Source organism: Variovorax paradoxus (assembly GCA_016806145.1).
Classification (GTDB): domain Bacteria; phylum Pseudomonadota; class Gammaproteobacteria; order Burkholderiales; family Burkholderiaceae_C; genus Variovorax.
Genome location: CP063167.1, coordinates 142,837 through 166,184, shown reverse-complemented (window position 1 = coordinate 166,184; position 23,348 = coordinate 142,837). Strand labels below are relative to the sequence as shown.

Annotated in this window: 20 protein-coding genes; 6 read left to right on the top strand and 14 right to left on the bottom strand. The window is 71.1% G+C overall.

Going from position 1 to position 23,348, the window contains the following annotated elements:
• Positions 1-26: 26 nt before the first annotated feature.
• The 13 genes from metC to INQ48_31680 all read right to left on the bottom strand — a co-directional run bounded on the left by metC (position 27) and on the right by INQ48_31680 (position 15,714).
• On the bottom strand, positions 27-1,301 hold the full coding sequence (metC, locus tag INQ48_31740) for a cystathionine beta-lyase (protein ID QRF62133.1): 1,275 nt from the start codon (positions 1,299-1,301) through the stop codon (positions 27-29).
• Positions 1,298-1,933, bottom strand: coding sequence for a cysteine dioxygenase family protein (locus tag INQ48_31735; protein QRF62132.1), 636 nt, complete (start codon positions 1,931-1,933; stop codon positions 1,298-1,300). The genes metC and INQ48_31735 overlap by 4 nt, the downstream gene beginning before the upstream one ends.
• Before the next feature lie 16 nt (positions 1,934-1,949).
• Entirely contained in the window at positions 1,950-2,819 is an 870-nt protein-coding gene (locus INQ48_31730) for an amino acid ABC transporter ATP-binding protein (protein ID QRF62131.1), read from the bottom strand.
• Complete coding sequence (locus INQ48_31725; GenBank protein ID QRF62130.1) at positions 2,806-3,642, bottom strand: amino acid ABC transporter permease; 837 nt, start codon at positions 3,640-3,642, stop codon at positions 2,806-2,808. The genes INQ48_31730 and INQ48_31725 overlap by 14 nt, the downstream gene beginning before the upstream one ends.
• On the bottom strand, positions 3,632-4,378 hold the full coding sequence (locus INQ48_31720) for an amino acid ABC transporter permease (GenBank protein QRF62129.1): 747 nt from the start codon (positions 4,376-4,378) through the stop codon (positions 3,632-3,634). The genes INQ48_31725 and INQ48_31720 overlap by 11 nt, the downstream gene beginning before the upstream one ends.
• Positions 4,379-4,529: 151 nt before the next feature.
• Positions 4,530-5,384, bottom strand: a complete 855-nt coding sequence (locus INQ48_31715; protein ID QRF62128.1) for a transporter substrate-binding domain-containing protein — start codon at positions 5,382-5,384, stop codon at positions 4,530-4,532.
• A gap of 70 nt (positions 5,385-5,454) precedes the next feature.
• The gene (locus tag INQ48_31710) at positions 5,455-7,170 is read right to left on the bottom strand and encodes a sulfurtransferase (GenBank protein QRF62127.1); all 1,716 of its coding nucleotides are present in this window, start codon (positions 7,168-7,170) and stop codon (positions 5,455-5,457) included.
• A gap of 84 nt (positions 7,171-7,254) precedes the next feature.
• The gene (locus tag INQ48_31705; GenBank protein QRF62126.1) at positions 7,255-8,163 is read right to left on the bottom strand and encodes an SDR family NAD(P)-dependent oxidoreductase; all 909 of its coding nucleotides are present in this window, start codon (positions 8,161-8,163) and stop codon (positions 7,255-7,257) included.
• Entirely contained in the window at positions 8,160-9,236 is a 1,077-nt protein-coding gene (locus INQ48_31700; GenBank protein ID QRF62125.1) for an ABC transporter substrate-binding protein, read from the bottom strand. Before INQ48_31700 ends, INQ48_31705 begins: the two co-directional genes overlap by 4 nt.
• 24 nt (positions 9,237-9,260) lie before the next feature.
• Positions 9,261-10,877: an ABC transporter substrate-binding protein gene (locus INQ48_31695; protein ID QRF63034.1), complete on the bottom strand. Its 1,617-nt coding sequence runs from the start codon at positions 10,875-10,877 to the stop codon at positions 9,261-9,263.
• Between the two features lie 17 nt (positions 10,878-10,894).
• Entirely contained in the window at positions 10,895-12,529 is a 1,635-nt protein-coding gene (locus tag INQ48_31690) for an ABC transporter substrate-binding protein (protein ID QRF62124.1), read from the bottom strand.
• Entirely contained in the window at positions 12,526-14,079 is a 1,554-nt protein-coding gene (locus tag INQ48_31685) for an amidase (GenBank protein QRF62123.1), read from the bottom strand. The genes INQ48_31690 and INQ48_31685 overlap by 4 nt, the downstream gene beginning before the upstream one ends.
• A 30-nt stretch (positions 14,080-14,109) precedes the next feature.
• Positions 14,110-15,714 (bottom strand): ABC transporter substrate-binding protein, encoded by a 1,605-nt coding sequence (locus tag INQ48_31680; GenBank protein ID QRF62122.1) that lies wholly within the window; start codon positions 15,712-15,714, stop codon positions 14,110-14,112.
• A gap of 220 nt (positions 15,715-15,934) precedes the next feature.
• Between INQ48_31680 and INQ48_31675 the strand changes: the two genes are divergently transcribed.
• Positions 15,935-17,170: an acyl-CoA dehydrogenase family protein gene (locus tag INQ48_31675; GenBank protein ID QRF62121.1), complete on the top strand. Its 1,236-nt coding sequence runs from the start codon at positions 15,935-15,937 to the stop codon at positions 17,168-17,170.
• Positions 17,171-17,184: 14 nt separating this feature from the next.
• On the opposite strand, the gene arr is transcribed toward INQ48_31675, so the two are convergent.
• A complete protein-coding gene (gene arr, locus INQ48_31670) occupies positions 17,185-17,595 on the bottom strand; it encodes an NAD(+)--rifampin ADP-ribosyltransferase (GenBank protein ID QRF62120.1) in 411 nt (136 codons plus the stop codon).
• Between the two features lie 197 nt (positions 17,596-17,792).
• On the opposite strand from arr, the gene INQ48_31665 reads away from it, so the two are divergent.
• The 5 genes from INQ48_31665 to INQ48_31645 all read left to right on the top strand — a co-directional run bounded on the left by INQ48_31665 (position 17,793) and on the right by INQ48_31645 (position 23,274).
• On the top strand, positions 17,793-18,977 hold the full coding sequence (locus tag INQ48_31665; GenBank protein QRF62119.1) for an LLM class flavin-dependent oxidoreductase: 1,185 nt from the start codon (positions 17,793-17,795) through the stop codon (positions 18,975-18,977).
• Between the two features lie 52 nt (positions 18,978-19,029).
• A complete protein-coding gene (locus INQ48_31660) occupies positions 19,030-20,064 on the top strand; it encodes an aldo/keto reductase (protein QRF62118.1) in 1,035 nt (344 codons plus the stop codon).
• Positions 20,061-21,299 carry an SfnB family sulfur acquisition oxidoreductase gene (locus INQ48_31655; GenBank protein QRF62117.1) on the top strand — a complete coding sequence of 413 codons (1,239 nt, stop codon included), beginning with the start codon at positions 20,061-20,063 and terminating at the stop codon, positions 21,297-21,299. The genes INQ48_31660 and INQ48_31655 overlap by 4 nt, the downstream gene beginning before the upstream one ends.
• 33 nt (positions 21,300-21,332) lie before the next feature.
• Entirely contained in the window at positions 21,333-22,298 is a 966-nt protein-coding gene (locus INQ48_31650) for an aliphatic sulfonate ABC transporter substrate-binding protein (protein QRF62116.1), read from the top strand.
• Between the two features lie 169 nt (positions 22,299-22,467).
• Complete coding sequence (locus INQ48_31645; GenBank protein QRF62115.1) at positions 22,468-23,274, top strand: MetQ/NlpA family ABC transporter substrate-binding protein; 807 nt, start codon at positions 22,468-22,470, stop codon at positions 23,272-23,274.
• The last annotated feature ends 74 nt before the right edge of the window (positions 23,275-23,348 follow it).

Genomic DNA, 23,348 nt, shown 5'->3' with positions numbered 1-23,348 from the left:
GGAAGAACGGGAGAGGAAGGGAAGACTCAGAGCAGGTGCGCGCCTGCGCTCAATTCACGGAACGGCGCCGCGGCGGGGGCCGGCGCGGGTGCGGGTGCGGGAGCGGTTGCGGTCGGCGTCGCCTTCGCGAAGGCCCGCGCCAGGTCGGCCACCAGGTCGCCCGGATCCTCGAGGCCGACATGCAGCCGCACCACCGGCGCGTTGCCCTGCCATTGGCGGTGTTCGCGCAGCCGCTCGGGCTGGGCCGCGAGCGCCAGGCTCTCGTAGCCGCCCCACGAGGCGCCGATGCCGAACAGCGTGAGCGCATCGACGAAGGCATCGGCCTCGGCGGCGGTGGCATCGCGGAACGCGAAGGACACCAGGCCGCTCGCGCCGCTGAAGTCGCGCCGCCACAGCGCATGGCCCGGGTCCTCGGGCAGCGCCGGGTAGTACACGCGGCCGACCTGCGCCTGTTGCTGCAGGAAGCGCGCGACCTCGGTGGCATTGCGCTGGTGCTGCGCCAGCCGCACCGGCAGCGTGCGCAGGCCGCGCAGCGCCAGGTAGGCGTCGTCGGCGCCGATGGTCAGACCCAGCGCCTCGTGCGCGCTCAGCAGCTTCGCAGCCAGCGCGGGGCTGTCGACCACCACGATGCCCTGCATCAGGTCGGAATGGCCCGAGATGTACTTGGTGGCGGCCTGGATCGAGATGTTGGCGCCGAGCGCGAGCGGCTTGTAGAACCAGCCGCCGCTCCAGGTGTTGTCGGTGGCCACGGTCACGCCGCGCTCGCGCGCGATCTTGCTGAGCGCGGGCAGGTCGAGCACCTCGTAGAGCAGCGAGGTCGGCGACTCGAGGTACAGCAGCCGCGTGTTGGGCCGCAGCAGGCTCGCGAGGTCGTCGTGCGCGGGCGAGAAGTACTCGACCGTGATGTTCAGCCGCTTGAGCAGCGTGCTGTCGACGCGCCGCAGCGGCGCATACACGCCGTCGGCCACCAGCGCATGGTCGCCGGGCGACAGCAGCGCGAGCAGCACCAGGGTGATCGCCGACAGGCCCGAAGGCGTGAGGAAGGCGCGGTGCCCGCCTTCGAGCGCGGTCACCGCGTCCTCGAGCGCGCGGTGCGTGTCGAGGCCATGGCGGCCGTAGGAGGCCACGCGCTCGCCCGCGGCGCGGCGGTGGTGATGATCGGCATGCGCCGCGGTGTTCTCGAAGCGCACGGTGCTCGTGCGCACCACGGGCACGTTGACCGGGCCCGAGCCGGCGCGCAGTTGCGGCGCGCCCGCGTGCAGCAGCCGCGTCGCGTCGTTCAAGCCGTTGACAGCGCTCATGCGACCGCCTTGCTCGGCTGCAACTGCGTCGCGTTGTAGTTGACGATCGCGCCGGTCTCGAGGTTCACGCCGATGCGGCGCGACAGCGTCTCGAGCGGCTGGCCATAGAGATGGAAATGCAGCGTCGGCCGGTCGCCGATCACGTGGATGCTGTGCAGGTCCTCTGGCAGGAAGGCGATCGAGGTGCCGGGCTGCACCGTGACCTCGCGCTCGAGTTCGAGCCGCGCCTGCGCGGGATCGCTGCCGTCGTCGGTGCGCCGGTAGACGCGGTTCTCCTCCTGGCCCTCGACCGCCACGATGGTGGCCCAGGTCGTGTGGTTGTGCGGGATCGAGGTCTTGCCGGGATTGATCGAATTCAGGTAGAGCGCCACGTCGTCGTCGCCATCCCCGGGGTTGAGCCGGTAGCGCGTGGAGGCGCCCACGCCTTCGCTGGCGGCCGGCGGCGGGAAGTCCTCGCGCGTGAACAGGGCGGCGTGGGCCGCGAGCTTCTCGAGCCGCGCCGTGATGCGCGCGAGCACCGCGCGGTCGAGTGGCTGGGCGGCGGCGATGGCGCGGATGTCGGCCAGGGCCTGGTCGACGGCGATGCGGCGCTGTGCCGCGATGGCGGTCGTGTCGTTCTGGGATGTGGTCATGGGGAGCCTCGGTGGGTCAGAGGGCGAAGCGCAGCCGGTCGAAGGGCGGCGTTTCGGGGAAGGGGGCGGGGCGGCGCGCGGGCACGCTGTCGTCCGACGGGTCGCGCGCGCCGTCGCCGAGCGCGCGATGCAGGAACGCGCGTGTGCGATCGCTCGCGGGCGCGCGGAAGATGCGCGCGGGCGGGCCGTGCTCGACGATCACGCCGGCCTCGGTGAAATACACGGTGTCGCTGATCTCCTCGGCGAAGCGCATCTCGTGCGTCACCAGCACGCAGGTCAGGCCCTCGCGCACCAGGTCGCGGATCACGGTCAGCACCTCGCCCACGGTCTCGGGGTCGAGCGCCGAGGTCACCTCGTCGAACAGCATCAGCTCGGGCCGCATCGCGAGCGCGCGCGCGATCGCCACGCGCTGCTGCTGGCCGCCCGAGAGTTCGCCCGGATAGGCCGCGGCCTTGTGCGAGAGCCGCACCTTGTCGAGCAGCTCGCGCGCCTCGCGCTCGGCGGCGGCGCGCTCGCGGCCGGCCACGCGCGTGGGCGCGATCACCAGGTTCTCGAGCACCGTGAGGTGCGGGAACAGGTTGTACTGCTGGAACACGAAGCCCACGCGCTTGCGCAGCGCGATGAACTCGGCCTCGGCGCGCAGCGCGTCCACGCGCGTGTCGCCGACGCGGATCTCGCCGCGCTGCGGTCGCAGCAGCCCGGTGATGCAGCGCAGGATGGTCGACTTGCCCGAGCCCGAGGGCCCGATGATCGACACCGCCTGGCCGCGCTGCACCTCGAGCGAGATGCCGCGCAGCACCGCGTTGGCGCCGAAGGCGAGCTCCACGTCGCGCAGGGCGACCAGGGGCGTGTTGAAGCGGGGGGTGGCGGTCTCAGTGGCGGGCATGGCGGCGTTCCAGCGCGCGCGTGGCGCGGGCGATCGGGTAGCAGTAGGCGAAGAACACGGCGAGCAGCGTGAAATAGACCAGCACCGTGAAGTCGGTGCGCGCCACCGTGTTGCTCGCGACCTGGGCCGCGTCGACCACGTCGTGCGCGCCGACCAGCGAGGACAGCGCCGTGCTCATCGTGATGCTCGCGTAGAGGTTCATCCACGGCGGCAGCATGCGGCGCAGGCACTGCGGCAGCACGATCAGCCGGAAGATCTCGCCGCGCCGGAAGGCCAGCGACTGCGCGGCCTCCCATTGCGCGCTCGGGATCGACTGGATCGCGCCGCGGAAGATCTCGGCCACCACCGCGCTGGTGGGCAGCGCGAGGCCCAGCACCACCTTGAGCCAGTCGGGGAAGGGCACGGTCCAGGCCACCAGCCGCAGCTCGAACGGAAACACGTAGGTAGTGAAATAGATCAGCACCAGCACCGGCGCGTTGCGGAAGAACTGCACGTACCAGCGCGTGACGCCGCGCACCGGCGCGAACGGCGAGAACGACAGCGCGCCCACCAGCAGCCCCACGGCGGTGCCGATCGCCATCGCGAGCACGCTGATCTGGACGTTGGTGAGCAAGCCCAGCAGCAGCGTGGGCGACCATTGCCACAGGTGGCGCAGCGCGACGGGCGTGGTGCCGGTGGCGCTCCAGGCCGCGATCAGCAGCAGCACGGCGGCCAGCGCGGCGAGCCAGGGATGGCGGCGCGGATCGAGGTGCGCGACGAGGCTGGTGCCGGCTTCGGCGCCGAGCGGGGGAGCGGCCGGTGCCGCGGCGATCTCACTGGCCATAGCCGGGCATCCGCCAGCGCGCCTCGAGCCAGCGCCCGGCCAGGCTCACGAGCCAGGTCAGCAGGCCGAAGTACAGCAGGATCAACAGCAGCAGCTCGAGCACGTTGTCGCGCTGCGTCCAGATCATGATCGACTCGTAGGTCACGTCGCCCACGGCGATGGCCGAGGCCACCGCGGTCATCTTCACCAGGTCGACCAGGTTGTTGACCAGCGAGGGCAGCGCGAAGCGCAGCGCCAGCGGCAGCTCGACGCGCCACAGCAGCTGGCGCTGCGAGAAGCCCAGCGAGCGCGCGGCCTCGAGCGTGACGCGCGGCACCGCCTCGATGCCCGCGCGCAGCGCCTCGGCATGGAACACGCCCTTGTGCAGCGCCACCACGATCACCACCCAGACGAAGGGCGTCAGCGGATTGCCGCCGAGGCCCTGGAGCTGCTGCGTGATCAGCATGTTGAGCACGAGGAAGGCGCAATAGAGCTGCACCAGCGTCGGCGTGTTGCGCGTGACTTCCACGAAGGCGCGCGCCGGCAGCGCGACCCAGCGCCGCGGCGAGGTCAGCGCGGCCGCGATCGCCACGCCGGCCGCGAGGCTGCAGGGCACGGTCAGCACGCAGAGCTCGAAGGTGACGAGCAGCCCGCGCAGAAAGGCCTGGCGCTCGCCCGCGTCGAGCACGAAGGCGTAGTTGAGACCCAGGGTCTTGAGCGCGGCCACGGCCTGCGCGAGCAGTCCGGCGTCGTTCATGGCTGGCGCGCCGACGATGGCGTGTCGGTGGAGGGGCGAGGCTTCATGGCGCGAACGGAAAGGGCGGGGCGCGGCGCCGGTTCAGGGGCGCCGCTCACGGCGAACGGAAGGTTGCGATGCGGCCGGGCCGAATGGGGCCGTGGCCGTGGGTTCAGGGCGCGGCGCGCAGCTTGGCCTGCAGCTCGGGCAGCAGCGGCTGCGGCGGCTCGATGCCGTTGCGCTTCTCGGTCTCGATCAGCCAGCCGCTGCGATGCCACTGCTTCACCACCTTGTCGACGGCGGCGATGGTGTCGGCCTCGCCCTTGCGGGCCCAGACCACCGAGGGCGCGGGCAGGATCTCGTCGCGGATCGGTGCCGCGTAGGCGGCCCATTCGGGATTGCTGCGCAGCAGCGGCTGGATCAGCGTGGCGTCGTGCACGGCCGCCACGCAGTTGCCGCCGCGCAGCGCCAGCAGCGATTCCTGCGCGGTCTTGAAGCCGCGCACCTGGGCGCCGTACTGTTCCTGCAGCGGCTTCACGAAGCTGCTGCCCTGCGAGGCGCACACGGTCTTGCCGCGCAGGTCCTCCCACTTGGCGATGCCGCTGGTCTTGAGCACGGCGGCCGTGCCGCCCACGCGGTAGAAGGGCGTCGGCGCATAGCCGAGGATTTCGCCGCGGTCGGCGTTGTATTCCATCGAGGCGATCAGCAGGTCGACCTTGCCCGATTGCAGGAACTGCACCCGGTTGGCCGGCTGCACCTGCACCAGCTCGACCTCGGCGCCGAGCTGCTTGGCGAGGTCGCGCGCGAGGTCGGGGTTCCAGCCCACGAGCTGCTGCGTGGCCGGGTCGATCGAGCCGAAGGGCCCGCCGTTGACCACCACGCCGATCGCGACCTTGCCGCGCTGCTTGATGCGGTCGAGCGTGGCGTCGGCATGGGCCGCGCCGGCCAGGCCGAGCAGGGTGGCGAGCGCCGCGGCGGCGAATCGGGAGGAAGAGGGGGAGAAACGCGAACGCGGACGGGAAGTCATCGAATGAAAGGGGCGAAGCAGGGCAGGCGGCGATCTTCCGAGGCCGCGCCTGCCGTCGCAACGAAGGCCTTCAACTATCGATATGCGCTTTTCCGTGCAAGCCTCGGGTCGCTTCGCCATGCGGCCGGAACACGGCCAGCTCGTCGCTCGCGCATTGCGCGATCAGGCCCAGCTCCCAGTCGAGGTAGCGGCGCGCCGCGTCGAGGTTGCCGTCGTGCCGGTCGTGCACGAAGAACAGGTAGTCGATGGCCTCGGCATCGCCGGGCGACGCGGGCGTGGCCTCGACGCCGTGGCCCGCGGCCGCGAGCGCCTCGTGCGTGGTCCAGGTGGGCGCGGGCCAGCCGGCATCGCGCAGGTCGGCGGCGGCGAGCCGTGCCACCAGCGCGTCGGGCGCGATCAGCAGCAGCGGGCGGAGCGTGTCGCCACCGGTGGCGGTGCGCGCATCGGCCAGCAGGCGCGGGCGGATCGACCAGCGCGCGCCGTGCACGTGGGCCTGGCGGTAGGCCGGCGACGGGCGCAGGTCGAGCAGCGCCGTGCCTTCGGGCAGTGCGGCCAGCTGCCCGGCCGAAGCCGAAGCGGGCACCGGGCCCAGCGCCGGCGGCGCGCCCTCGGGCACGCGCAGCCCGCTCGCGAGGCCGTCTTCGACCAGCGCGGCCTCGAGGCCCAGCCGGCGCAGCCACAGCGCGATGACCGGCGCGCGCACGCCATCGTCGTCGAGCACCAGCACGCGCGCATGGCGCACGCCGATCTGCAGGTCGGTGGCCTGCAGCAGCTGGCCGCCCGGCGCATGGCGCGCGCCGGGCAGGCTGCCGGCCGCGAATTCCTCGGCCGTGCGCACGTCGAACACGAAGGCGGTGCGGTTGGCGTCGTCGAGCCAGGCCTGTGCCGCGGCACGCGACAGCACCGGTACGCCGAAGCGCCGCGCGGCGGCCTCGGCACTCGCGCGCGCGGCTTCGCGCTGCGCCGCATCGGGCGCGGCCGGCAGCGCGCGGCGGCTGCCGCGTTCGAGCTCGAGGCCGGCCAGCGCCCAGCCCTGGGTGCCGTTCTCGAGCGCGAACACCGGGTTGGGCACGCCGAGGTCGCGCAGGATCTGCGCGCCGACGATGCTGCGGGTGCGGCCCGCGCAGTGCACCACGATCGGCGTGCGCTCGTCGCTCACCTGGGTGCGCCAGCGCAGCGCCAGTTCGCCGTTGGGCACGGGAATGGCGCCGGGCAGCGTCATCTTGCGGTGTTCCTCGAGCGTGCGGCCGTCGAGCAGCACGAAGGGCTCGGCCTCGCGCTGCCAGCGCGCCAGCGTGGGCGCGTCGATGTGCGGCACCTCGAAGGCATGCTCGGCGACCTCGCCGAAGGTCTTCGAAGGCAGGTTCACGCCCTTGAACAGCGTGCGGCCCGCGCCTTCCCAGGCCGGCGCGCCGCCGGCCAGCACCGAGACGCCGGACCAGCCGAGCGCGGCCAGCCGCACGGCCGCGCGCCGGGCCAGCGCATCGCCGTCGATGCCGTCGTCGAACAGCACTGCGCGGGTCGCGCGGCGCGGCACCAGCCGCGCCACCTCGGGCTCGAGCCGGCTGTAGGCCGCATGCACCGCGAAGAAGGGATGGCCCTCGCCGTACTGGCCGTGCTCGCGGATGTCGAGCAGCGCGAGCTCGTCGCCGTCCTGCAACCAGCGCTGCAGGGTGGCCGCATCGATGGCGGGCACGCGTTCGGGGGAGGAGGAGGGGGAAGAGGAGGGGGAAGAGGAGGGCGCCGCGCCGGTGGCGGGCGCCGCGAGATCGGCGAGTGAGGACATGGGATGGGGACGGTGAAAACCGGCGGCACCTTAGCGGCCGCCGTCGCGCGCGGCTACGAAGCCTTCCGCATAAGCAAATGCGGTTCAGGCCGCGAGCGATTCGGCCACGAAGTCCTCGATGCGCCGTGGCGGCCGGCCCAGCACGCGTTCCACCGTGTCGGTGACGGTGGCCGCCTCGCCGGCACCGATCAAAGCGGCGAACTGCGCATGCACCTGCGCGATGTAGGGCGAGGGCGCCTGGGCCTGACGCGCCGCGAGTTCCTGCGGCGACAGCGGCTCGGCCACCACCGGCCGGCCGCTGAGGCCGGCGGCGATGCGCGCGAGCTCGCCATGGTCGACGGCGCGCGCGCCGGTCAGCACCCAGGGGCCGGGCGGCGCGTCGTCCGCATCGTTCAGCAGCGCCTCGACCGCCACGTCGGCGATGTCGCGCGCATCGATGTAGGCCACGCGCGGCAGGCCCGGCGGCGCATGCAGCACATCGCCCGCGGCCAGCTCGGCCGCCAGCCGCGTCAGCACCACCTGCGTCCAGGCATTGGGGCGCAGCACGCGGTGCGCGATGCCCGAGGCGGCCAGCGCGGCCTCGATGCGCGCATGCGCGTCGCCCGACAGCGAACGGCCCGGCGGCTCGATGGTCCAGTGCGAGCCCGAGAGCTTGACGATGCGGCGCACGCCGGCCTCGGCCGCGGCCTCGATGGCCGCAATCTGCTGCGCGGCCAGCTCGGGCACGATCGGCGACAGCAGGAACAGGTGCGAGACGCCCTCGAAGGCGCGCCGCAGCGAGGCCCGGTCCTCGAGGTCGCCCACCGCCACCTCGAAGGGCGCGCGCTCGTGCCGGCTCTGGTCGGCCAGCGCCGCGGCATTCGCCACCTGCCGCGTGAAGGCGCGCACCACCGCGCCGCGCTCGCGCAGCCGCGGCACCAGCAGGCGGCCGAGTCGGCCGGTGGCACCGGTCACGAGGATGCGCGGCGCCGGGTTGGCGTTGGCGGCGCTCATGCGGCGGCGAGCACCGCGGCTTCGGGCGCGGCCGCCTTGCCGGCACGCAACGCGCGCAAGGGCTCGGCATCGACCCACTCGCCGAGGTCGAAGTCGCCCGGCAGGAAGCCCCACTGCAGCAGGAAGTCCTTGAAATGCCCGATCGCCTCGACCAGCGGCGCGTCGAGCCCGATGCCCAGGTGCCGGTGCACCTCGGGCCCGTTCGAGGCCAGCACCGCTTCCTCGCTGGTGGCGATCTCGCGTGCCACGAAGCGCACCGTCTCGTCGGGATGGTCCTCGGCCCAGCGGCCCGCGCGCTCGACCACCTCGAGCAGGCGCAGCACCAGGTCGGGCCGCCGCTCGGACAGCGCCGCGTCCACCGTCAGCACGCGCGGCGTGCCGTTGTTGATGCGGATCTTCGGATCGGGATGGCTGCCGAACTCGGACACCACCTGGGCGCCGATCAGGTTCGCGACCACCAGCCCTTCCGCTCCCTTGACGAAGATCGCGTCGACCTCGCCGCGTACCAGCGCCTCGACCTCGCGGAAGTAGGGATGGCGCCGGCGCAGCCCGAACAGGCTGGGCTCGCCCTGCGCGAGGATCACCGACTCCTCGATCGGCAGCTGCACCAGCGTGAGGTCCTCGGTCGTGAGGCCGGCCAGCGACAGCGCCGACACCACGCCCTTGAGCGCGGTGGCGCGATGGAAGTCGATCAGGTCGTTGACGCGGCGCGGCACCGCGAAGCGCCGGCCCGCGAGCTGCTCGATCGATGCGATGCCGCGCCCCGGCAGGGTCACGATGGCCTGGAACTCGTCGGTCCAGGTGATCGCCACCAGCCGCGTCGCGCGGCCGTTGGCGCGGGCCCAGATCGGCGGGATGTTGCCGCCCTGGCGGAAGGACCAGGCCAGGTGGTGGTCGAAGTGGCTCTCGCGGATGCTGCGGTCCTTCGAGTCGATGATCGATTCGATCGCGATGCCTTCCTCGGCGAAGGTCTGGGCCAGCCAGCCCTGGCGCGCGGCGATGCCCAGCGGCGAGGGCACGGGGCAGCGCGTGTACCAGAGCACGTCGGGGCGGTCGGTGGTGTCGGTGGTCATGGAGAGGGTTCCTTTCACTGTCGATCAGGTGCCGATCCACGCACCGGCCAGGTTGCCGGCGATGCCGTCGGCGCTGACCGTGTGGCCGCGCACGCGGCGGTCGGCGATGGTGTAGTTGTCGAGTGCGAGCAGCGTGATGTCGGGCAGGTCGCGCACGATGTGGCGCTGGAACTCGGCGAAGGCCTGGCGCCGGCGCGCCTCGTCGGTCTCGATGGCGGCCGCCTCGAGCAGCCGGTCGACCTCGGGGTTGTTGTAGCCCGAGCCGTTGGAGAACGGCAGGCCCTTCTTGAAGTTCTTCGACCAGTACAGGCGCTGGATGCCCACGGTGGGGTCGAAGGTGTTGCTCATCACGCTCACGTGCAGGTCGAAGGCGCGGTCGGCATAGATGCGGCGCACGTAGGTCGCGAAGTCGGTCGCGTTGATCGTGACCTCGATGCCGATGCGCCCCAGGCTCTGCTTCAGGTACTCGGCGGTGCGCTGGCCGCCCTCGTTGGGAATGGGCGTCAGCGCGAGCTTGAGCCGCAGGTTGGGGCCGGCCTTGCCGCGCGCGAGGCCCGCCGCGTCGAGCAAGGCCTCGGCCTGCTTCGGATCGTGCGGCAGCACCGGCAGGTCGGGCACGTAGAACTTCGCGAGCGCCGGATGCACCGGCCCCGGGATCAACCGGCCCTGGCCGTACCACACGGTCTTCTGCACCACCTGCCGGTTGATCGCGTGCGCGATCGCCTGGCGCACGCGCAGGTCCTGCAGCGCGGGGCTCTCGAGGTTGAACTCCACGCGCGAGACGTTGTTGATGTACTGGTAGCCGTTCGGCTCGAACACCAGGTTCGGCCTGGCGCGCAGCCGCTCCACGTCGCCCAGCGGCACCGGCGTGCCCGGGCTCAGGTGCACCTCGCCCTTCTCGATCGCGGCCGCGCGCGCGGCGGCGTCGGGGATGAAGCGCACGATCAGCCGGTCGACGTAGGGCCTGGGGTTGTCCCAGTAGTCGGGGTTGCGCTCGTAGCTCACGTGGCTGCCGCGCACCCATTCCTTGAAGACGAAGGGGCCGGTGCCCACGGGCGCGTTGTTGGCCGGGTTGGCATCGGCCTTGCCGTTCTCGTAGAGGTGCTTCGGCACGATCGGCGACTCGGCCGCCGACAGCGCGGTGATCAGGTAGGGCACCGGCTTCGACAGCACCAGGATCGCGGTGTGCGCATCGGGCGTGCGCACCTCCGACACGCTCGAGAAGGTGGCGCGACCGCGCGGGTGGTATTGCTTGAGCAGGCCGATCGAATGCGCGACGTCGGCCGATGTGAAGGGCCGGCCGTCGTGCCACTTCACGCCGCGGCGCAGGGTGAAGCTGTACTGCAGCCCGTCGGCGCTCACGCTCCAGGCGGTCGCGAGCTGCGGCTGCGGCGAGAGGTCGAAGCCGTAGCTCAGCAGGCCCTCGGTGGTCTTGGCCGAGATCAGCACCGAGGCGCCGGCCGAATGCGCGATGGTGGTGAGCGTGGGCGGCTCGGGATCGATCAGCACGGTCAGCGTGCCGCCGCGCACCGGCGTGCCCGCGTCGCGGCCCTGCGCGAGCGCGGACACCGCCGCGAACGGCGAGGCCAGGCCCGCGAGCCCGAGTCCCGCGCCGGCCTGCAGCCAGGCGCGGCGCTCCATGTTCCAGTCCTGCATGCTCATCCCTTGAGGTGAAGATCGGCGAAGTTGCCCGACAGGCCCTCGGCGCCGACCGTGTGGCCGCCGATGCGGCGATTGGCCACCGTGACCTGGGCCACCGCCACCAGGCCGATGGTCGGCAGCTCGCGCGCGATCACGCGCTGGAACTCGGCATAGAGCGCGCGCCGCTTCGCGGCATCGTTCTCCACCGCCGCGGCCTCGAGCAGCCGGTCGACCTCGGGGTTGTCGTAGTGCGCGCCGTTCGAGAAGGGCACGCCCGGGCGGAAGTTCTTCGACCAGTAGAAGCGCTGGATGCCGACCGCGGGGTCGAACATCTGGCTCATGCCCTGGTTGTTGAAGTCGAAGTCGCGGTCGGTGTAGACGCGCTTGATGTAGGCGCCGAACTCCTGCGTGCGCACCGTCACGTCGATGCCCACGCGCGCGAGCGCCTGGCGGATGTACTGGCCCACGCGGTTGCCGCCCCCGTCGAACACGTCGTGGCTGACGCGAAAGCGCACGCCGTCGGCGCCGCGCGCGAAGCCGGCCTCGTCGAGCAGCGCCTCGGCGCGCTTGCGGTCGAAACCCGGTACGCCGGCCGCGGGCTCGTAGAAGGCGCGCAGCACCGGCGAGATCGGGCCCGGCGCGGCCAGGCCGTAGCCGTACCACACGGTCTTGAGGATCACCTCGCGGTCGATCGCATGCGCCACCGCCTGGCGCACCTTGGCGTGGCGGAAGTAGGGGTTGTCGAGGTTGAACTCGATGCGCGTGGTCGAGTTGTTGAAGTACTCGTTGCCGCGCGTGTCCAGGCTCAGGTGCGGCAGCGCCTTGAGCCGATCGAGGTCGGGGATCGGCACCGGTGTCGCGCCGGCCAGGTCGACCGTGCCGCTCTCGAGCGCGGCCGCGGCCGCCGCGGGGTCGGGCACGAAGCGCACCACCAGCCGGTCGACGTAGGGCTTGCCGGCATCCCAGTAGTCGGGATTGCGCTCGTAGATGATGTGGCTGCCGCGCTGCCACTCCTTGAACACGAACGGTCCGGTGCCGATCGGTGCGTTGTTGGCCGGATGGCTCGCGAGGTCGCGGCCCTCGTAGACATGGCGCGGCACGATCGGCGACTCGGCGGCCGCCAGCGCGGTCAGCAGGAAGGGCGCGGGCTTGCTGAGCACCAGCACCGCCGTGTGCGCATCGGGCGTGCGCACCTCGCTCACGCTCGCGAAGGTGGCGCGACCGCGCGGATGCGACTGCTTGAGCGCGAGGATCGAGAAGGCCACGTCGGCCGAGGTGAAGGAGCGGCCGTCGTGCCACTTCACGCCGCGGCGCAGCCTGAAGGTGTATTGCAGGCCATCGGGCTGCACCTCCCAGGCCACGGCGAGCTGCGGACGCGGGCGCAGATCGAAGTCGTAGCTCAGCAGACCCTCGACCGCCTTCGGCGACACCAGGAAGGTGCCGGCCGCGGAGTTGACCAGTCCCACCAGCGTGGGCGGCTCGAGCGCGGTGAGCAGCGTGACGACGCTGCCGGGCTTGTGGCGCGGTGCGGCATCGGGCTCGGTATGGGGCGCGGCATTGGCCGCGGCCGCCGGCACCGCGGCCAGCGCGAGCGGCAGCCCCGCGAGCCGCCGGTGGAAATGCCGGCGGCTGATCGGAGGCGTGGGCGTCATGCGGCGGGCGCGGTCGGGGCTGCAGGCGTCGCGGGCGCGGCCACGCTGTCCTCGTAGCCCGGCGGCGCGATGAAGCCGCCATAGGCCTCCTCGAGCAGCCGCGCGAAGGCGATGGTGGTGCGGTCCTCGAGGTAGGCGCCGACCGCCTGCGCGCTCACCGGCAGGCCCTCGTCGTCGAGCCCGATCGGGAAGCTGGTGGCCGGCAGACCCGGCAGCACCGGCAGCCCGGCCCAGGCGAACAGGTCGAGGAAGCGCACCTCGCGCGTGCCGTCCTCGAAGGCCACGGGATAGGTGCGCGCATCCTTGGGCTCGCTGTGGTTGTGGCGGAAGGCCGGCAGCGGCGCCACCGGCGTCACCACCACGTCGAACTGCGCGAAGAAGCCTTCCCACTGGTGGCGCAGCGCCACGCGCGCCTCGTGGTCCTGCAGCCACTGGCTGTGGCGCAGCGTGGAGGCGCGCAGCCAGGCTGCGTCGGCGCTGTCGTCCTCGGGCGAGAGTGCCTCGAGCCGCTGCTGCGCGGCCTCGCTGAGCGCGGGCGGCGCGGCCAGCGACGAGCCCAGCAGGCTGCGATAGACGCGGTGCGAGCGCACCAGGTCGGGCAGCAGCCCCGGCGGCAGGTCGGCGGGCCGGCTCACCTGCACGCCTTGCGTGCGAAGCCGGTCGACCACGCGCTCGCTCACCTGGCGCTCGTGCACGCTGCGCTCGTTGCCGGGCCACTGGTCGATCACCAGCACGCGGAATTCGGACAGCCGCGCATGGCGCGCCGGTGGCAGGCTCGCCTTCCAGCCCTTGGCCAGCAGCGGATCGCGGTTGATCAGCAGGCCGAGCGCGAGCTCGAGATCGGACGCCGTGCGCGCGAGCGGCCCGGCCACCACCAGGTCGCGCTCGGCATGGCGGCCCGAGGGCACGCCGGTGCCGCGCAGCGCCACCAGGCCCGCGGTCGGCTTGTGGCCGTACACGCCGTTGAAATGCGCGGGAATGCGGATCGAGCCGCCGATGTCGGTGCCGATCTCCAGCGCCACGTAGCCCGCGGCCAGCGCCGCGGCCGAGCCGCCCGAGGATCCGCCCGGCGTGCGCGCCGGGTCCCAGGGGTTGTTGCTGATGCCGTAGACCGCGTTGTAGCTCTGCAGGTCGGCCAGGCCCAGCGGCACGTTGCTCTTGCCGACGATCACCGCGCCGGCTTCGCGCAGCGCGGCCACCGCGAGCGAGTCCTCGCGCGCGACGTTGTCGGCGAAGGCCGGATTGCCGCTGCTCGTGACCAGGCCCGCCACGTCGAAGGATTCCTTCACCGTGACCGGCACGCCCAGCAGCGGCCGGCGCTCGCCGCGTGCGAGCGCCGCGTCGGCCTCGCGTGCCGCGGCGCGTGCGCGCTCGTCGTCGCGCACGGGCACCGCGTTGAGCGTGCCGTCGAAGCGGTCGATGCGCGCGAGCAGGTGCTCGAGCAGCGCCACCGCGCTGACCCGGCCCTCTGCCAGCGCGCGGGCCTGTTCGCCGGCGCTCGCGAAGCTCAGCGCGTGCAGTTGGTCGTTCGTGATGTCCTGGAGGCTCATGGCGTTCCGTCCGTCTCTGTCTTTTCTGTCTTACTTGCGGGGTTCGATCCAGGCATCGGCGAAGTCGCCGGCCGTGAGGTCGATGCTGTTGTTGAGTGCGTGCACGCGGGTGCTGTAGACCTGCAGCGCCGAATGCACCGTGACCAGCGGCACCACCGGCAGCTCGCGGCCCACGATCTGCTGGATCTGGCGGAACTGGGTGGCGCGCTTCGCGCCGTCGAGCTCGACCGCGGCCTGGCGGAACAGCTCGTCGACCTGCGGGTTGTCGTAGTGCGAGGCATTGATCCAGATCAGCGGATTGCGCACTCCGTCGCCCCAGTAGATGCGCTGCACGCCCACCGTCGGGTCGAACAGCCGGCCCAGGCCGTTGAGGTTGATGTCGAAGTCGCGCGTGCTGTAGACGCGCTTGAGGAAGGTGGGCAGGTCGCCGTCGACGATCTCGACCTTGACGCCGATGCGCGAGAAGGCCGCGCGCAGGTAGTCGCTGGTGCGCTTGAATTCCGCGCCCGGGATGTAGCTCAGCCGCAGCGAGAAGCGCGTGCCGCCCGCGCCGCGAGGCTGGCCGGCCTCGTCGAGCAGGCGGTTGGCCGCGGTCACGTCGAAGGGATAGCGGAAGGTGCTGTCGTCGTAGTAGTCGGCCAGCACGCGCGGAATCGGCGAGTTCACCACCTCCACGCGCTTGTAGTAGATGGTGTCGCGGATGAAGTGGCGGTCGATCGCCTGCGCGATCGCATGCCGCACCTTCGGGTTCGCGAGCACCGGGTTCTCGAGGTTGAACTCGAGGAACGAGGCGTTGTTGAGGAAGGCGTCGTAGGTGGCGTCGACCTTGAGCTTCGGGTTCTTCTCGAGCCGTTCGAGGTCGGCCAGGCCCACGCCGAGCGCCGCGTCGACCTCGCCGGTCTCGACCGCGGTCGAGATCGCGGCCGGATCGCGCACGAACTTCACGATCACGCGGTCGAGGTGCGGATAGCCCTTGCGCCAGTAGTTCGGATTCTTCCTGAGCACCAGGTGGCTGCCGCGCACCCACTGGTCGAACACGAAGGGACCGGTGCCCACGGGCGCCGTGACGTTGGGATTGCCCAGCGGCTCGCCGTCGGCGTAGCGGTGCGAGGGCACGATCGGCAGTTCGGCCGAAGACAGCGACTTCAGCAGAAAGGGCGCGGGCTTCGACAGCACGATCACCGCGGTCAGCGGATCGGGCGCGTCGACGCGTTCCACGTTCGCGAGCGTGATGCGCCCGCGCGGTCCCTGCTTCTTCTGCGTGAGGATCGAATAGCGCACGTCCTCCGCGCCGAAGTCGCGGCCGTCGTGCCACTTCACGCCGGGGCGAAGCTTGAAGGTGTACTTCAGGCCATCGGCGCTGACCTGCCACGACGTGGCGAGCAGCGGCTGCGCGCGGAACTGCGCGTCGTAGCGCAGCAGGCCCTCGGTGATCTTCGCACTGATGTTGCGGTTGTCGGTCTTGGTGTCGAGGAAGGACACCAGCGAGGTCGGCTCCTGCGACACCGCGAGCGTCAGCGTGCCGCCGTCGATGGGTTGGGGGGAGGGTGCGGTGCCCTGCGCGAAGGCGCCCGGGAGCGCGGCGGCCACTGCCGCGGCGAGGGCGACGCGCAGTGCCCATCGATCGAATTTCATTCTCTGACTGGTTAGCGGTTGGGCCGCCGATGGTCTGGGATATCCCCGCGAAATCCAAGCGCGCGCTTAGCATCTTTTCGCGTTTGGAAATGCGCCGTGCTCCACGCGATCCGTGCCCGTTCGCCATTGCAGGAATGCGAGTTTTCTTATGCGGGAAACGGCCATGCCGCGCGCCCATACTGCGTTCATCCTCGACCGCTCGCTGCCCGCACCCTCACCGATGAACGCACCCGACCGCGCCGCGCTGGCGCTCGACCTCCAGACCCTGCTCGATCGCCTGCCCGCGCTGGCAGCCGCCATCGCACGAGACGCCTCGCAGCGCGAGCGCGACCGCGTGCTGCCCTTCGAGGCCTTCGCGCTGTTCCGCGCCTCGGGCCTCGGCGCGCTGCGCGTGCCGCCCGAGCGCGGCGGTCCCGGCGGCTCGGTCGAGGACCTGATCGAGGTGGTCGCGACACTCGCGGCGGCCGACTCGAACGTCGCGCATGCGCTGCGCATCCACTACAACGCGATCGAGCTCTGGACCACCGCGCCACCCGATGCGAACAGCGAGCTGCAGCTGGCGCGTGTGCGCGAGGGTGCGCTGTTCGGCGGCGCCTTCACCGAGCTCGGCACGCCCAAGTCGGGCACCGTGACCACCGCGCTCGAGCGCGACGGCGATCGTCTGGTGCTCAACGGCCGCAAGTACTACGCCACCGGCACCGCCTTCTCGGACTACGCGAGCATCGCGGTGCGCGATCCCGAGGGCCGCGACGTCGCCATCGTCGTGCCCACCCAGCGCGAAGGCCTGCACGTGAAGGACGACTGGGACGGCATGGGCCAGCGCCTGACCGCGAGCGGCAGCCTGGAGTTCGAGGGCCTCGAGGTGCATGCCGACGAGCTCGTGTACGGCAGCCCCAAGACCCTGCAGCGCCGCCATGCATCGTCACTGCGCCAGCTCTACCTGGTCGCAGTGGCCGCGGGCATCGTGCGCAACATCTTTGCCGATGCGCTCGACTACGTGCGCCACCATGCACGGCCGGCCGCGCACAGCCCGGCCGACAGCGCGGCGCAGGACCACTTCACGCAATGGGTGGTCGGCGACCTCGCGACCGCCACGCATGCGGTCGATGCGCTGGTCGCGGACAACGCGCGGCGCCTCGATCGCTCGGCGCAGGCGCTGCGGCACGATGCCGCAACGGACCAGGAGAGCGAACGCACGCGCCAGCTCGTGCTCGAAGGCGCGCTCGCCACCGCGAAGACCCAGCTCGCGGTGAGCCGCATCGCGCTGCAGGCGGCCGAGCGGCTCTTCGAGGCCGGCGGCGCATCCGCCACCTCGCGCCGCCACAACTTCGACCGTCACTGGCGCAACCTGCGCACCATCTTCAATCACAACCCGCTGCAGCAGAAGGCACGCGTGATCGGCGACCACCATCTCAACGGCACGACCACGCACCTCGAAGAGGGCAAGGTGTTCTGACAAGGTGTGGGCGTTCAGTCCTCGATCGCCTCGACGCCCGCGCGCCTGAGCTCCTCCAGGCGCTCGCGCATGGCCTGCAGCTGCTCGGGCGCATGGCCCTGCCAATCCGTCACCTCGCCCGTGATCCGCAGCGGCTGCCGCGTGCGGTAGGACCTGGTCGGGTTGCCGGGGAATTTCTTGTCGGTCAGGTTGGGGTCGTCCTCGATCGGCCCGGTCGGTTCCACCACGTAGATCCGGCCGCGGCCCTCGCCGACGGCCAGCTCGGCGCCCCAGGTCGCGGCCTCGAGCGTGGCGCTCAGGTAGACATACACGGCCTTCCTGCGCTGGCCATAGTTGGAGCTGTAGCCGGCCTCGATCAGGTCGCCGATGCTCAGGTCGGCCTTGGTGCCGTGGTAGTAGGGCGGTGGGGTGGGGGTGGCTGACATGTGCGGATGTACCTCCGGGAAAAGTCGAGCCGAAGGAGGTTAGCGGAGTTCCGTGCCCACGCTCCTACGCTTTCTCGTGGTCCTCCAACGTCGTCACCTTCGCCATTGCGCCTCCCCGCATGTCGATATGCGAATTACGGGCGTGCCATTCCCGCCCCTGCTGGCCAGAATCCGCGCCAGCAGAAAGCAATCCTCCAATGTCCCTGTCACACCGACCCGGTGCCATCGCCGGATGGGAGCGCTTCGTCGCACCGACCGAATTCGCCGCCAGCCCGATCTCCCGCGCCTTCGAGCAGCCGGTGCTGCTGGGCCTGTTCCTGCCGATCCAGGCCGGCGGCTGGAGCGCGTCGACCTTGCCGCGCACCACCGACTGGCGCTTCGACTACAACCGCGACCTGGTGCTGCAGGCCGAACGGCTCGGTTTCGACCTGGTGTTCGCGCTCTCGCAATGGCTGCCCAAGGGCGGCTACGGCGGGGTCTTCAACGGCAACGCGCTCGATTCCTTCATGACGACGGCCGCGCTCACCGCGGTGACGCAGCGCATCCTGCTGATCTCGACCATCCACGTGCTCTACGGGCCGCTGCATCCGTTGCACCTGGCCAAGTACGCGGCCACGCTCGACCACATCTCGGGCGGGCGCTGGGGCATCAACGTGGTGACCGGGCATCGCGCGGTCGAGCACGAGATGTTCGGCTCGCAGCGCATCGAGCACGACCGGCGCTACGAGCTCGCGGCCGAGTTCCTCGAGGCGGTGCAGCGGCTGTGGGCCGACACCGAGAACTGGTCGTTCAAGGGCGAGTCACCGTGGAAGCTCGACGGTGCCTTCGTGTCGCCCAAGCCGCGCTTCGGACGGCCCGTGCTGGTGAACGCGACCGGCTCCGACGCCGGCATCGAGTTCGCGGCGCGCTATTCCGACATCGTCTTCATCACGAGCCCGGCCGGTTCGAGCTTTCCGAGCGCGATCGAGGCGCTGCCGGCGCACACGGCGCGCGTGAAGCAGGCCGCGCGCAACGTGGGCCGCGAGGTGCGCACGCTGCTCAATCCCATGGTCATCAGCCGCGCGACCGAGAAGGAGACCTGGGCTTACCACGATGCGATCGTGGCGCATGCCGACGTCGATCCGCAGGCCAGTTTCAACCGCTTCGACAGCGACGCCCATGCCTGGCGCGGACGGGTCGGCAACGACGCCGCCAAGCGGCGCGCCATCGGCGGCAACATCGAAGTGATCGGCACGCCCGAGCAGGTGGTCGAGCAGTTCGTGCAGCTCAAGCGCGCGGGTGTCGACGGCCTGCAATTGAGCTTCTACGACTTCAAGCCCGATCTCGAATTCTTCGGCGACCGCATCCTGCCGCTGATGAAGCAGGCCGGGCTGCGCTTCTGATTCCGGCGCGTCACGCGCGCCGTCTCTTCCCACCTCTCTTCTTCCTTCTCCCATGAGCACCATCGACTACCGGCCGCTCGGCCGCAGCGGCATCCTCGTCTCGCCGCTGACCCTCGGCACCATGATGTTCGGCGGCCAGACCGACCGCGCGACCTCGCAACGCATCGCCGACCGCGCGCGCGAGCAGGGCGTGAACTTCATCGACACCGCCAATGCCTACAACCAGGGCCAGTCGGAGACGGTGGTCGGCGAGCTGGTCGCGCCGCACCGGCAGCACTGGGTGCTGGCGACCAAGTTCGCCAATGCAGATCCCGACATCGAAGGACCGAACAACCGCAGCACCGGCCGCCACGGCATCGTGCGCTCGGTCGAGGCCAGCCTGAAGCGCCTGGGCACCGACCACATCGATCTGCTGTACCTGCACCGCGAGGACCGCCAGACGCCGGTGGAAGAAACCGTGCGTGCGCTCGGCGACCTGATTCGCGCGGGCAAGCTGCGCAGCTGGGGCCTGTCGAACCACAGCGCCTGGAAGATCGCCGAGTTCGCGCGTACCGCCGATGCGCTCAATGTAGACCGGCCGGTGGCGACGCAGCCGCTCTACAACCTCGCGAACCGCCAGATCGAGGCCGAACACCTGCCCGCGGCCGAGTACTACGGCCTGGGCGTGGTGTCGTACAGCCCGCTCGCGCGCGGCGTGCTCACGGCCAAGTACCGGCCCGGCGAGGCGCCGCCGCCCGGCACGCGCGCCGGCCGCGACGACAAGCGCATCCTGCAGACCGAATGGCGCCCCGAATCGCTGGAGATCGCGCAGCGCGTGAAGGAACACGTGGAGGGGCGCGGCATCACGCCGGGCCAGTTCGCGCTGGCCTGGGTGCTCAACAACCGGCTCGTGACCTCGGCCATCGCCGGGCCGCGCACGCTCGAGCAGTGGGAGGACTACGTGCCCGCGCTGCAGTACCGCTTCACCGACGCGGACGAGGCGCTGGTCGATGGCCTCGTGACCACCGGCCATTCGTCGCGCCCGGGCTTCAACGATCCCAGCCACCCGTTCTTCGGCCGCAAGCCGCGGCATCGCGCGGCGCCATGAGCGCGCTGGCCGCATCGATCGAGGCCCAGGCGGAATTGCCGCGGACCGCGCGCCGCGTCGAGCCGGCGCAGCGGCTGCGCTCCGACGCCGAGGTGCTCGAAGCCGCGCGGCGCGTGGCCAAATCACTGGCCGAAGGCGCGGCCGCACGCGACAGCCAACGCCTGTTGCCCGAGCGCGAGCTCGACCAGGTCTCGGGCGCCGGCCTGTGGGCCATGAACCTGCCGCGCGCGCATGGTGGAGCGGCCGTGTCGTACGCCACCGTGGCGCGGGTGTTCGCGATCCTGTCGGCGGCCGATGCCTCGATCGGCCAGGTCCAGCAGAACCACAACAGCGCCGTGTTCTGGCTCTCGACCATCGGCAGCGAGGCGCAGAAGACCTTCTTCCTCGGCGAGATCCTGCGCGGCTGCCGCTTCGGCAATGCCAACGTCGATGCGCCGCGCGATGGCGCCGTGCAGCCGTTGCGGATCGAGCGCACGCCGCGAGGCTGGCTGCTGCGCGGCGAGAAGATCTACGCCACCGGCGCGCTGTTCGCGCACTATGTGTCGGCCATCGGCCTGAACGCGGCCGGCGAGAAGACGGTGGCGATCATTCCGGCGGGCACGCCGGGCCTGAGCATCGAGGACGACTGGCAGAGCTTCGGCCAGCGCACCACCGCGAGCGGCCGCGTGCACCTCGACGACGTGCTGCTGCCCGATCTCTGCGTGCTGCCGATCCACCGCGCCTACAGCGAACAGCCGATGGGCGCGGTCTCGCAGATCAGCCACGTGGGCATCGATCTCGGCATCGCTCAGGCCGCGCTCGACGACACGGTGCGCTTTTTGCGCGAGCATGCATCGATCGCGCAGCCGGCCGGCGCGCCGCGCGCGATCGTCGATGCGCTGGTGATCGCGCAGGTCGGCGAGATTCAGATCCGCCTGCATGCGGCCGAGGCGATGACGCAGCGCGCGGGCCTCGCGCTCGACGAGGCCATCGCCCGGCCCGACCGCGAACGCCGCGCCGCGGCCTCGCTCGCGGTGGCCGAGGCCAAGGTGCTGACCTCGGAGATCGCGCTGCATGCCTCGAGCAAGCTGTTCGAACTCTGCGGCACGCGCGCGGCGCAGGCGCCGCATGCCTTCGACCGCCACTGGCGCAACGCGCGCGTGCACACGCTGCACGACCCGGTGCGCCACAAGTTCACCGTGGTCGGCGATCACCTGCTCAACGGCATCCTGCCCGAGAGCGCGGGTGCGCTGTGACCCTGGCCCCCTTTCGCTGAATCGACCCACGCCATGCTGACCCGCCGCCAATTCACCCTCGCAGCGGGCGCCGCCTCGCTGGCCGCCGCCCCTTCCGCCTGGAGCGCCGCCACCGGCCTCAAGGGATCGACCCTGACGCTGGGCTACCAGAAGACCGGCATTCCGCTGGTGGCGCGGCAGCTCAAGGTGTTCGAGAAGCGCTTCGAGCCGCTGGGCATCCGCATCGAATGGGCCGAGTTCACCTCGGGTCTCAACCTGCTGCAGGCCATGGACACCGGCGACGTCGCCTTCGGCAATGCTGGCAACGTGGGCTGCATCTTCCTGCAGGCCTCGGGCGGGCGCGTGGCCTATGTGGCGGCGCAGCCTTCGACGCCGCGCTCCGAAGGCATCCTCGTGAAGGAGGATTCGCCGATCCGAAGCATCGCCGACCTGCGGGGCCGCCGCATCGGCTATGCCAAGGGATCGAGTTCGCACAACCTGGTGGCGGCCGCGCTCGAGCGCCAGGGCCTGGACATCAAGGCCGTGACCAGCATCGGCCTGGGCGCGGCCGACGCGGCCTTCGCCTTCGATGGCGGCGACATCGATGCCTGGGCCATCTGGGACCCGTACTTCACCATCGCGCGCCGCCGCAACAGGACCCGCGTGATCGCCTGGCAGGGCGACGTGCTCGAGGACAGCGCCTCGTTCCTGCTCGCCAACACCGGCTTCGCCAAGGCCTGGCCCGCCCATGTGAAGGCGCTGATCGAGGGTTCGACCGAGGCCGGCCGCTGGGCCAGGGCCAATCCCGCCGAGGTCGCGAAGTCGGTCGCGGCCGCCACCGGCATGCAGCTGGATGTGGTGACCGAGGTCAACGCCAATGCGGGCTTCGACGTGGTGCCGCTGTCGAACGCGATCCTCGCTTCGCAGCAGCGCACGGCCGACAGGCTGTTCAAGCTCGGCGTGCTGCCCAAGGCGGTCGCGGTGCGCGAGGCGGTCTGGGACGACGCGGATCGCGGCTAGTCACGCCGCGATGCAAGCCGCCGCGGCTTGCTCGCAATTCACATAAGCAAGCGCCGATTCATCGCTTGGGAGGGCGGCATCGCGCCGCTAACCTGCGCAGCGCCGGACGTTCCTGCGAGGACAGGGCGATCCGGCGTTTTTCATTTCTGACGATGAGGGAATTCCAACCATGACGTTTTCGTTTCAGCGCGCCTTCTCGGTGATGGTGCTGTCGGTGGCCGGTCTGGGCGCGATGTCCGCGCAGGCGCAGGAGACGCTGCGCGTGGCGGCCTCGCCGGTGCCGCATGCCGAGATCCTCGAGTTCATCCGCCCGCAGCTCAAGGCGCAGGGCGTGGACCTCGAGGTCAAGGTGTTCAGCGATTACGTGCAGCCCAACCTCGCGGTCGGCGACAAGCAGCTCGACGCGAACTTCTTCCAGAACCGGCCCTACCTCGAGTCCTTCAACAAGGACCGCAAGACCGACATCGTCGAGGTGCCGAACAGCGACGTGCACATCGAGCCCTTCGGCGCCTATTCGCAGAAGATCAAGAAGGCGGCCGACCTGCGCGAGGGCGCGGTGGTGGCGATCCCCAACGATCCGTCGAACTCGGGCCGCGCGCTGGCGCTGCTGGCCAAGCAGGGCCTGCTCAAGCTCAAGGACCCCAGCAACATCAAGTCGACGGCGCGCGACATCGTCTCGAATCCGAAGAAGCTGGTGATCCGCGAGATCGAATCGGCGCAGCTGCCGCGCGCGCTGCCCGACGTGGACCTCGCGCTGATCAACACCAACTACGCGCTCGAGGCCAAGCTCGATCCGGGCCGTGACGCGCTGTTCATCGAGGACGGCCGCAACTCGCCCTACGCGAACTTCATCGCGGCGCGCAAGGACAACCTGCAGTCGCCGGCCATTGCCAAGCTGGTGAAAACGCTGCACACGCCCGAGGTGCGCAAGTTCATCCAGGACAAGTACAAGGGCGCGGTCATTCCGGCGTTCTGAGCGAACTTCACCGGCGACGCACACGCACACGCACACGCACCCGCACCCGCACCCGAACATGACATCTCCCTCCC

What these genes read in the sequence shown, in the direction of transcription:
- INQ48_31735 (QRF62132.1), bottom strand. Translation starts at nt 1,933, where the DNA reads ATGACCACATCCCAGAACGACACGACCGCCATCGCGGCACAGCGCCGC.
- INQ48_31715 (QRF62128.1), bottom strand. Translation starts at nt 5,384, where the DNA reads ATGACTTCCCGTCCGCGTTCGCGTTTCTCCCCCTCTTCCTCCCGATTC.
- INQ48_31725 (QRF62130.1), bottom strand. Translation starts at nt 3,642, where the DNA reads ATGGCCAGTGAGATCGCCGCGGCACCGGCCGCTCCCCCGCTCGGCGCC.
- metC (QRF62133.1), bottom strand. Translation starts at nt 1,301, where the DNA reads ATGAGCGCTGTCAACGGCTTGAACGACGCGACGCGGCTGCTGCACGCG.
- INQ48_31665 (QRF62119.1), top strand. Translation starts at nt 17,793, where the DNA reads ATGTCCCTGTCACACCGACCCGGTGCCATCGCCGGATGGGAGCGCTTC.
- INQ48_31710 (QRF62127.1), bottom strand. Translation starts at nt 7,170, where the DNA reads ATGTCCTCACTCGCCGATCTCGCGGCGCCCGCCACCGGCGCGGCGCCC.
- INQ48_31685 (QRF62123.1), bottom strand. Translation starts at nt 14,079, where the DNA reads ATGAGCCTCCAGGACATCACGAACGACCAACTGCACGCGCTGAGCTTC.
- INQ48_31650 (QRF62116.1), top strand. Translation starts at nt 21,333, where the DNA reads ATGCTGACCCGCCGCCAATTCACCCTCGCAGCGGGCGCCGCCTCGCTG.
- INQ48_31680 (QRF62122.1), bottom strand. Translation starts at nt 15,714, where the DNA reads ATGAAATTCGATCGATGGGCACTGCGCGTCGCCCTCGCCGCGGCAGTG.
- INQ48_31645 (QRF62115.1), top strand. Translation starts at nt 22,468, where the DNA reads ATGACGTTTTCGTTTCAGCGCGCCTTCTCGGTGATGGTGCTGTCGGTG.
- INQ48_31720 (QRF62129.1), bottom strand. Translation starts at nt 4,378, where the DNA reads ATGAACGACGCCGGACTGCTCGCGCAGGCCGTGGCCGCGCTCAAGACC.
- INQ48_31695 (QRF63034.1), bottom strand. Translation starts at nt 10,877, where the DNA reads ATGGAGCGCCGCGCCTGGCTGCAGGCCGGCGCGGGACTCGGGCTCGCG.
- arr (QRF62120.1), bottom strand. Translation starts at nt 17,595, where the DNA reads ATGTCAGCCACCCCCACCCCACCGCCCTACTACCACGGCACCAAGGCC.
- INQ48_31660 (QRF62118.1), top strand. Translation starts at nt 19,030, where the DNA reads ATGAGCACCATCGACTACCGGCCGCTCGGCCGCAGCGGCATCCTCGTC.
- INQ48_31705 (QRF62126.1), bottom strand. Translation starts at nt 8,163, where the DNA reads ATGAGCGCCGCCAACGCCAACCCGGCGCCGCGCATCCTCGTGACCGGT.
- INQ48_31675 (QRF62121.1), top strand. Translation starts at nt 15,935, where the DNA reads ATGAACGCACCCGACCGCGCCGCGCTGGCGCTCGACCTCCAGACCCTG.
- INQ48_31655 (QRF62117.1), top strand. Translation starts at nt 20,061, where the DNA reads ATGAGCGCGCTGGCCGCATCGATCGAGGCCCAGGCGGAATTGCCGCGG.
- INQ48_31700 (QRF62125.1), bottom strand. Translation starts at nt 9,236, where the DNA reads ATGACCACCGACACCACCGACCGCCCCGACGTGCTCTGGTACACGCGC.
- INQ48_31690 (QRF62124.1), bottom strand. Translation starts at nt 12,529, where the DNA reads ATGACGCCCACGCCTCCGATCAGCCGCCGGCATTTCCACCGGCGGCTC.
- INQ48_31730 (QRF62131.1), bottom strand. Translation starts at nt 2,819, where the DNA reads ATGCCCGCCACTGAGACCGCCACCCCCCGCTTCAACACGCCCCTGGTC.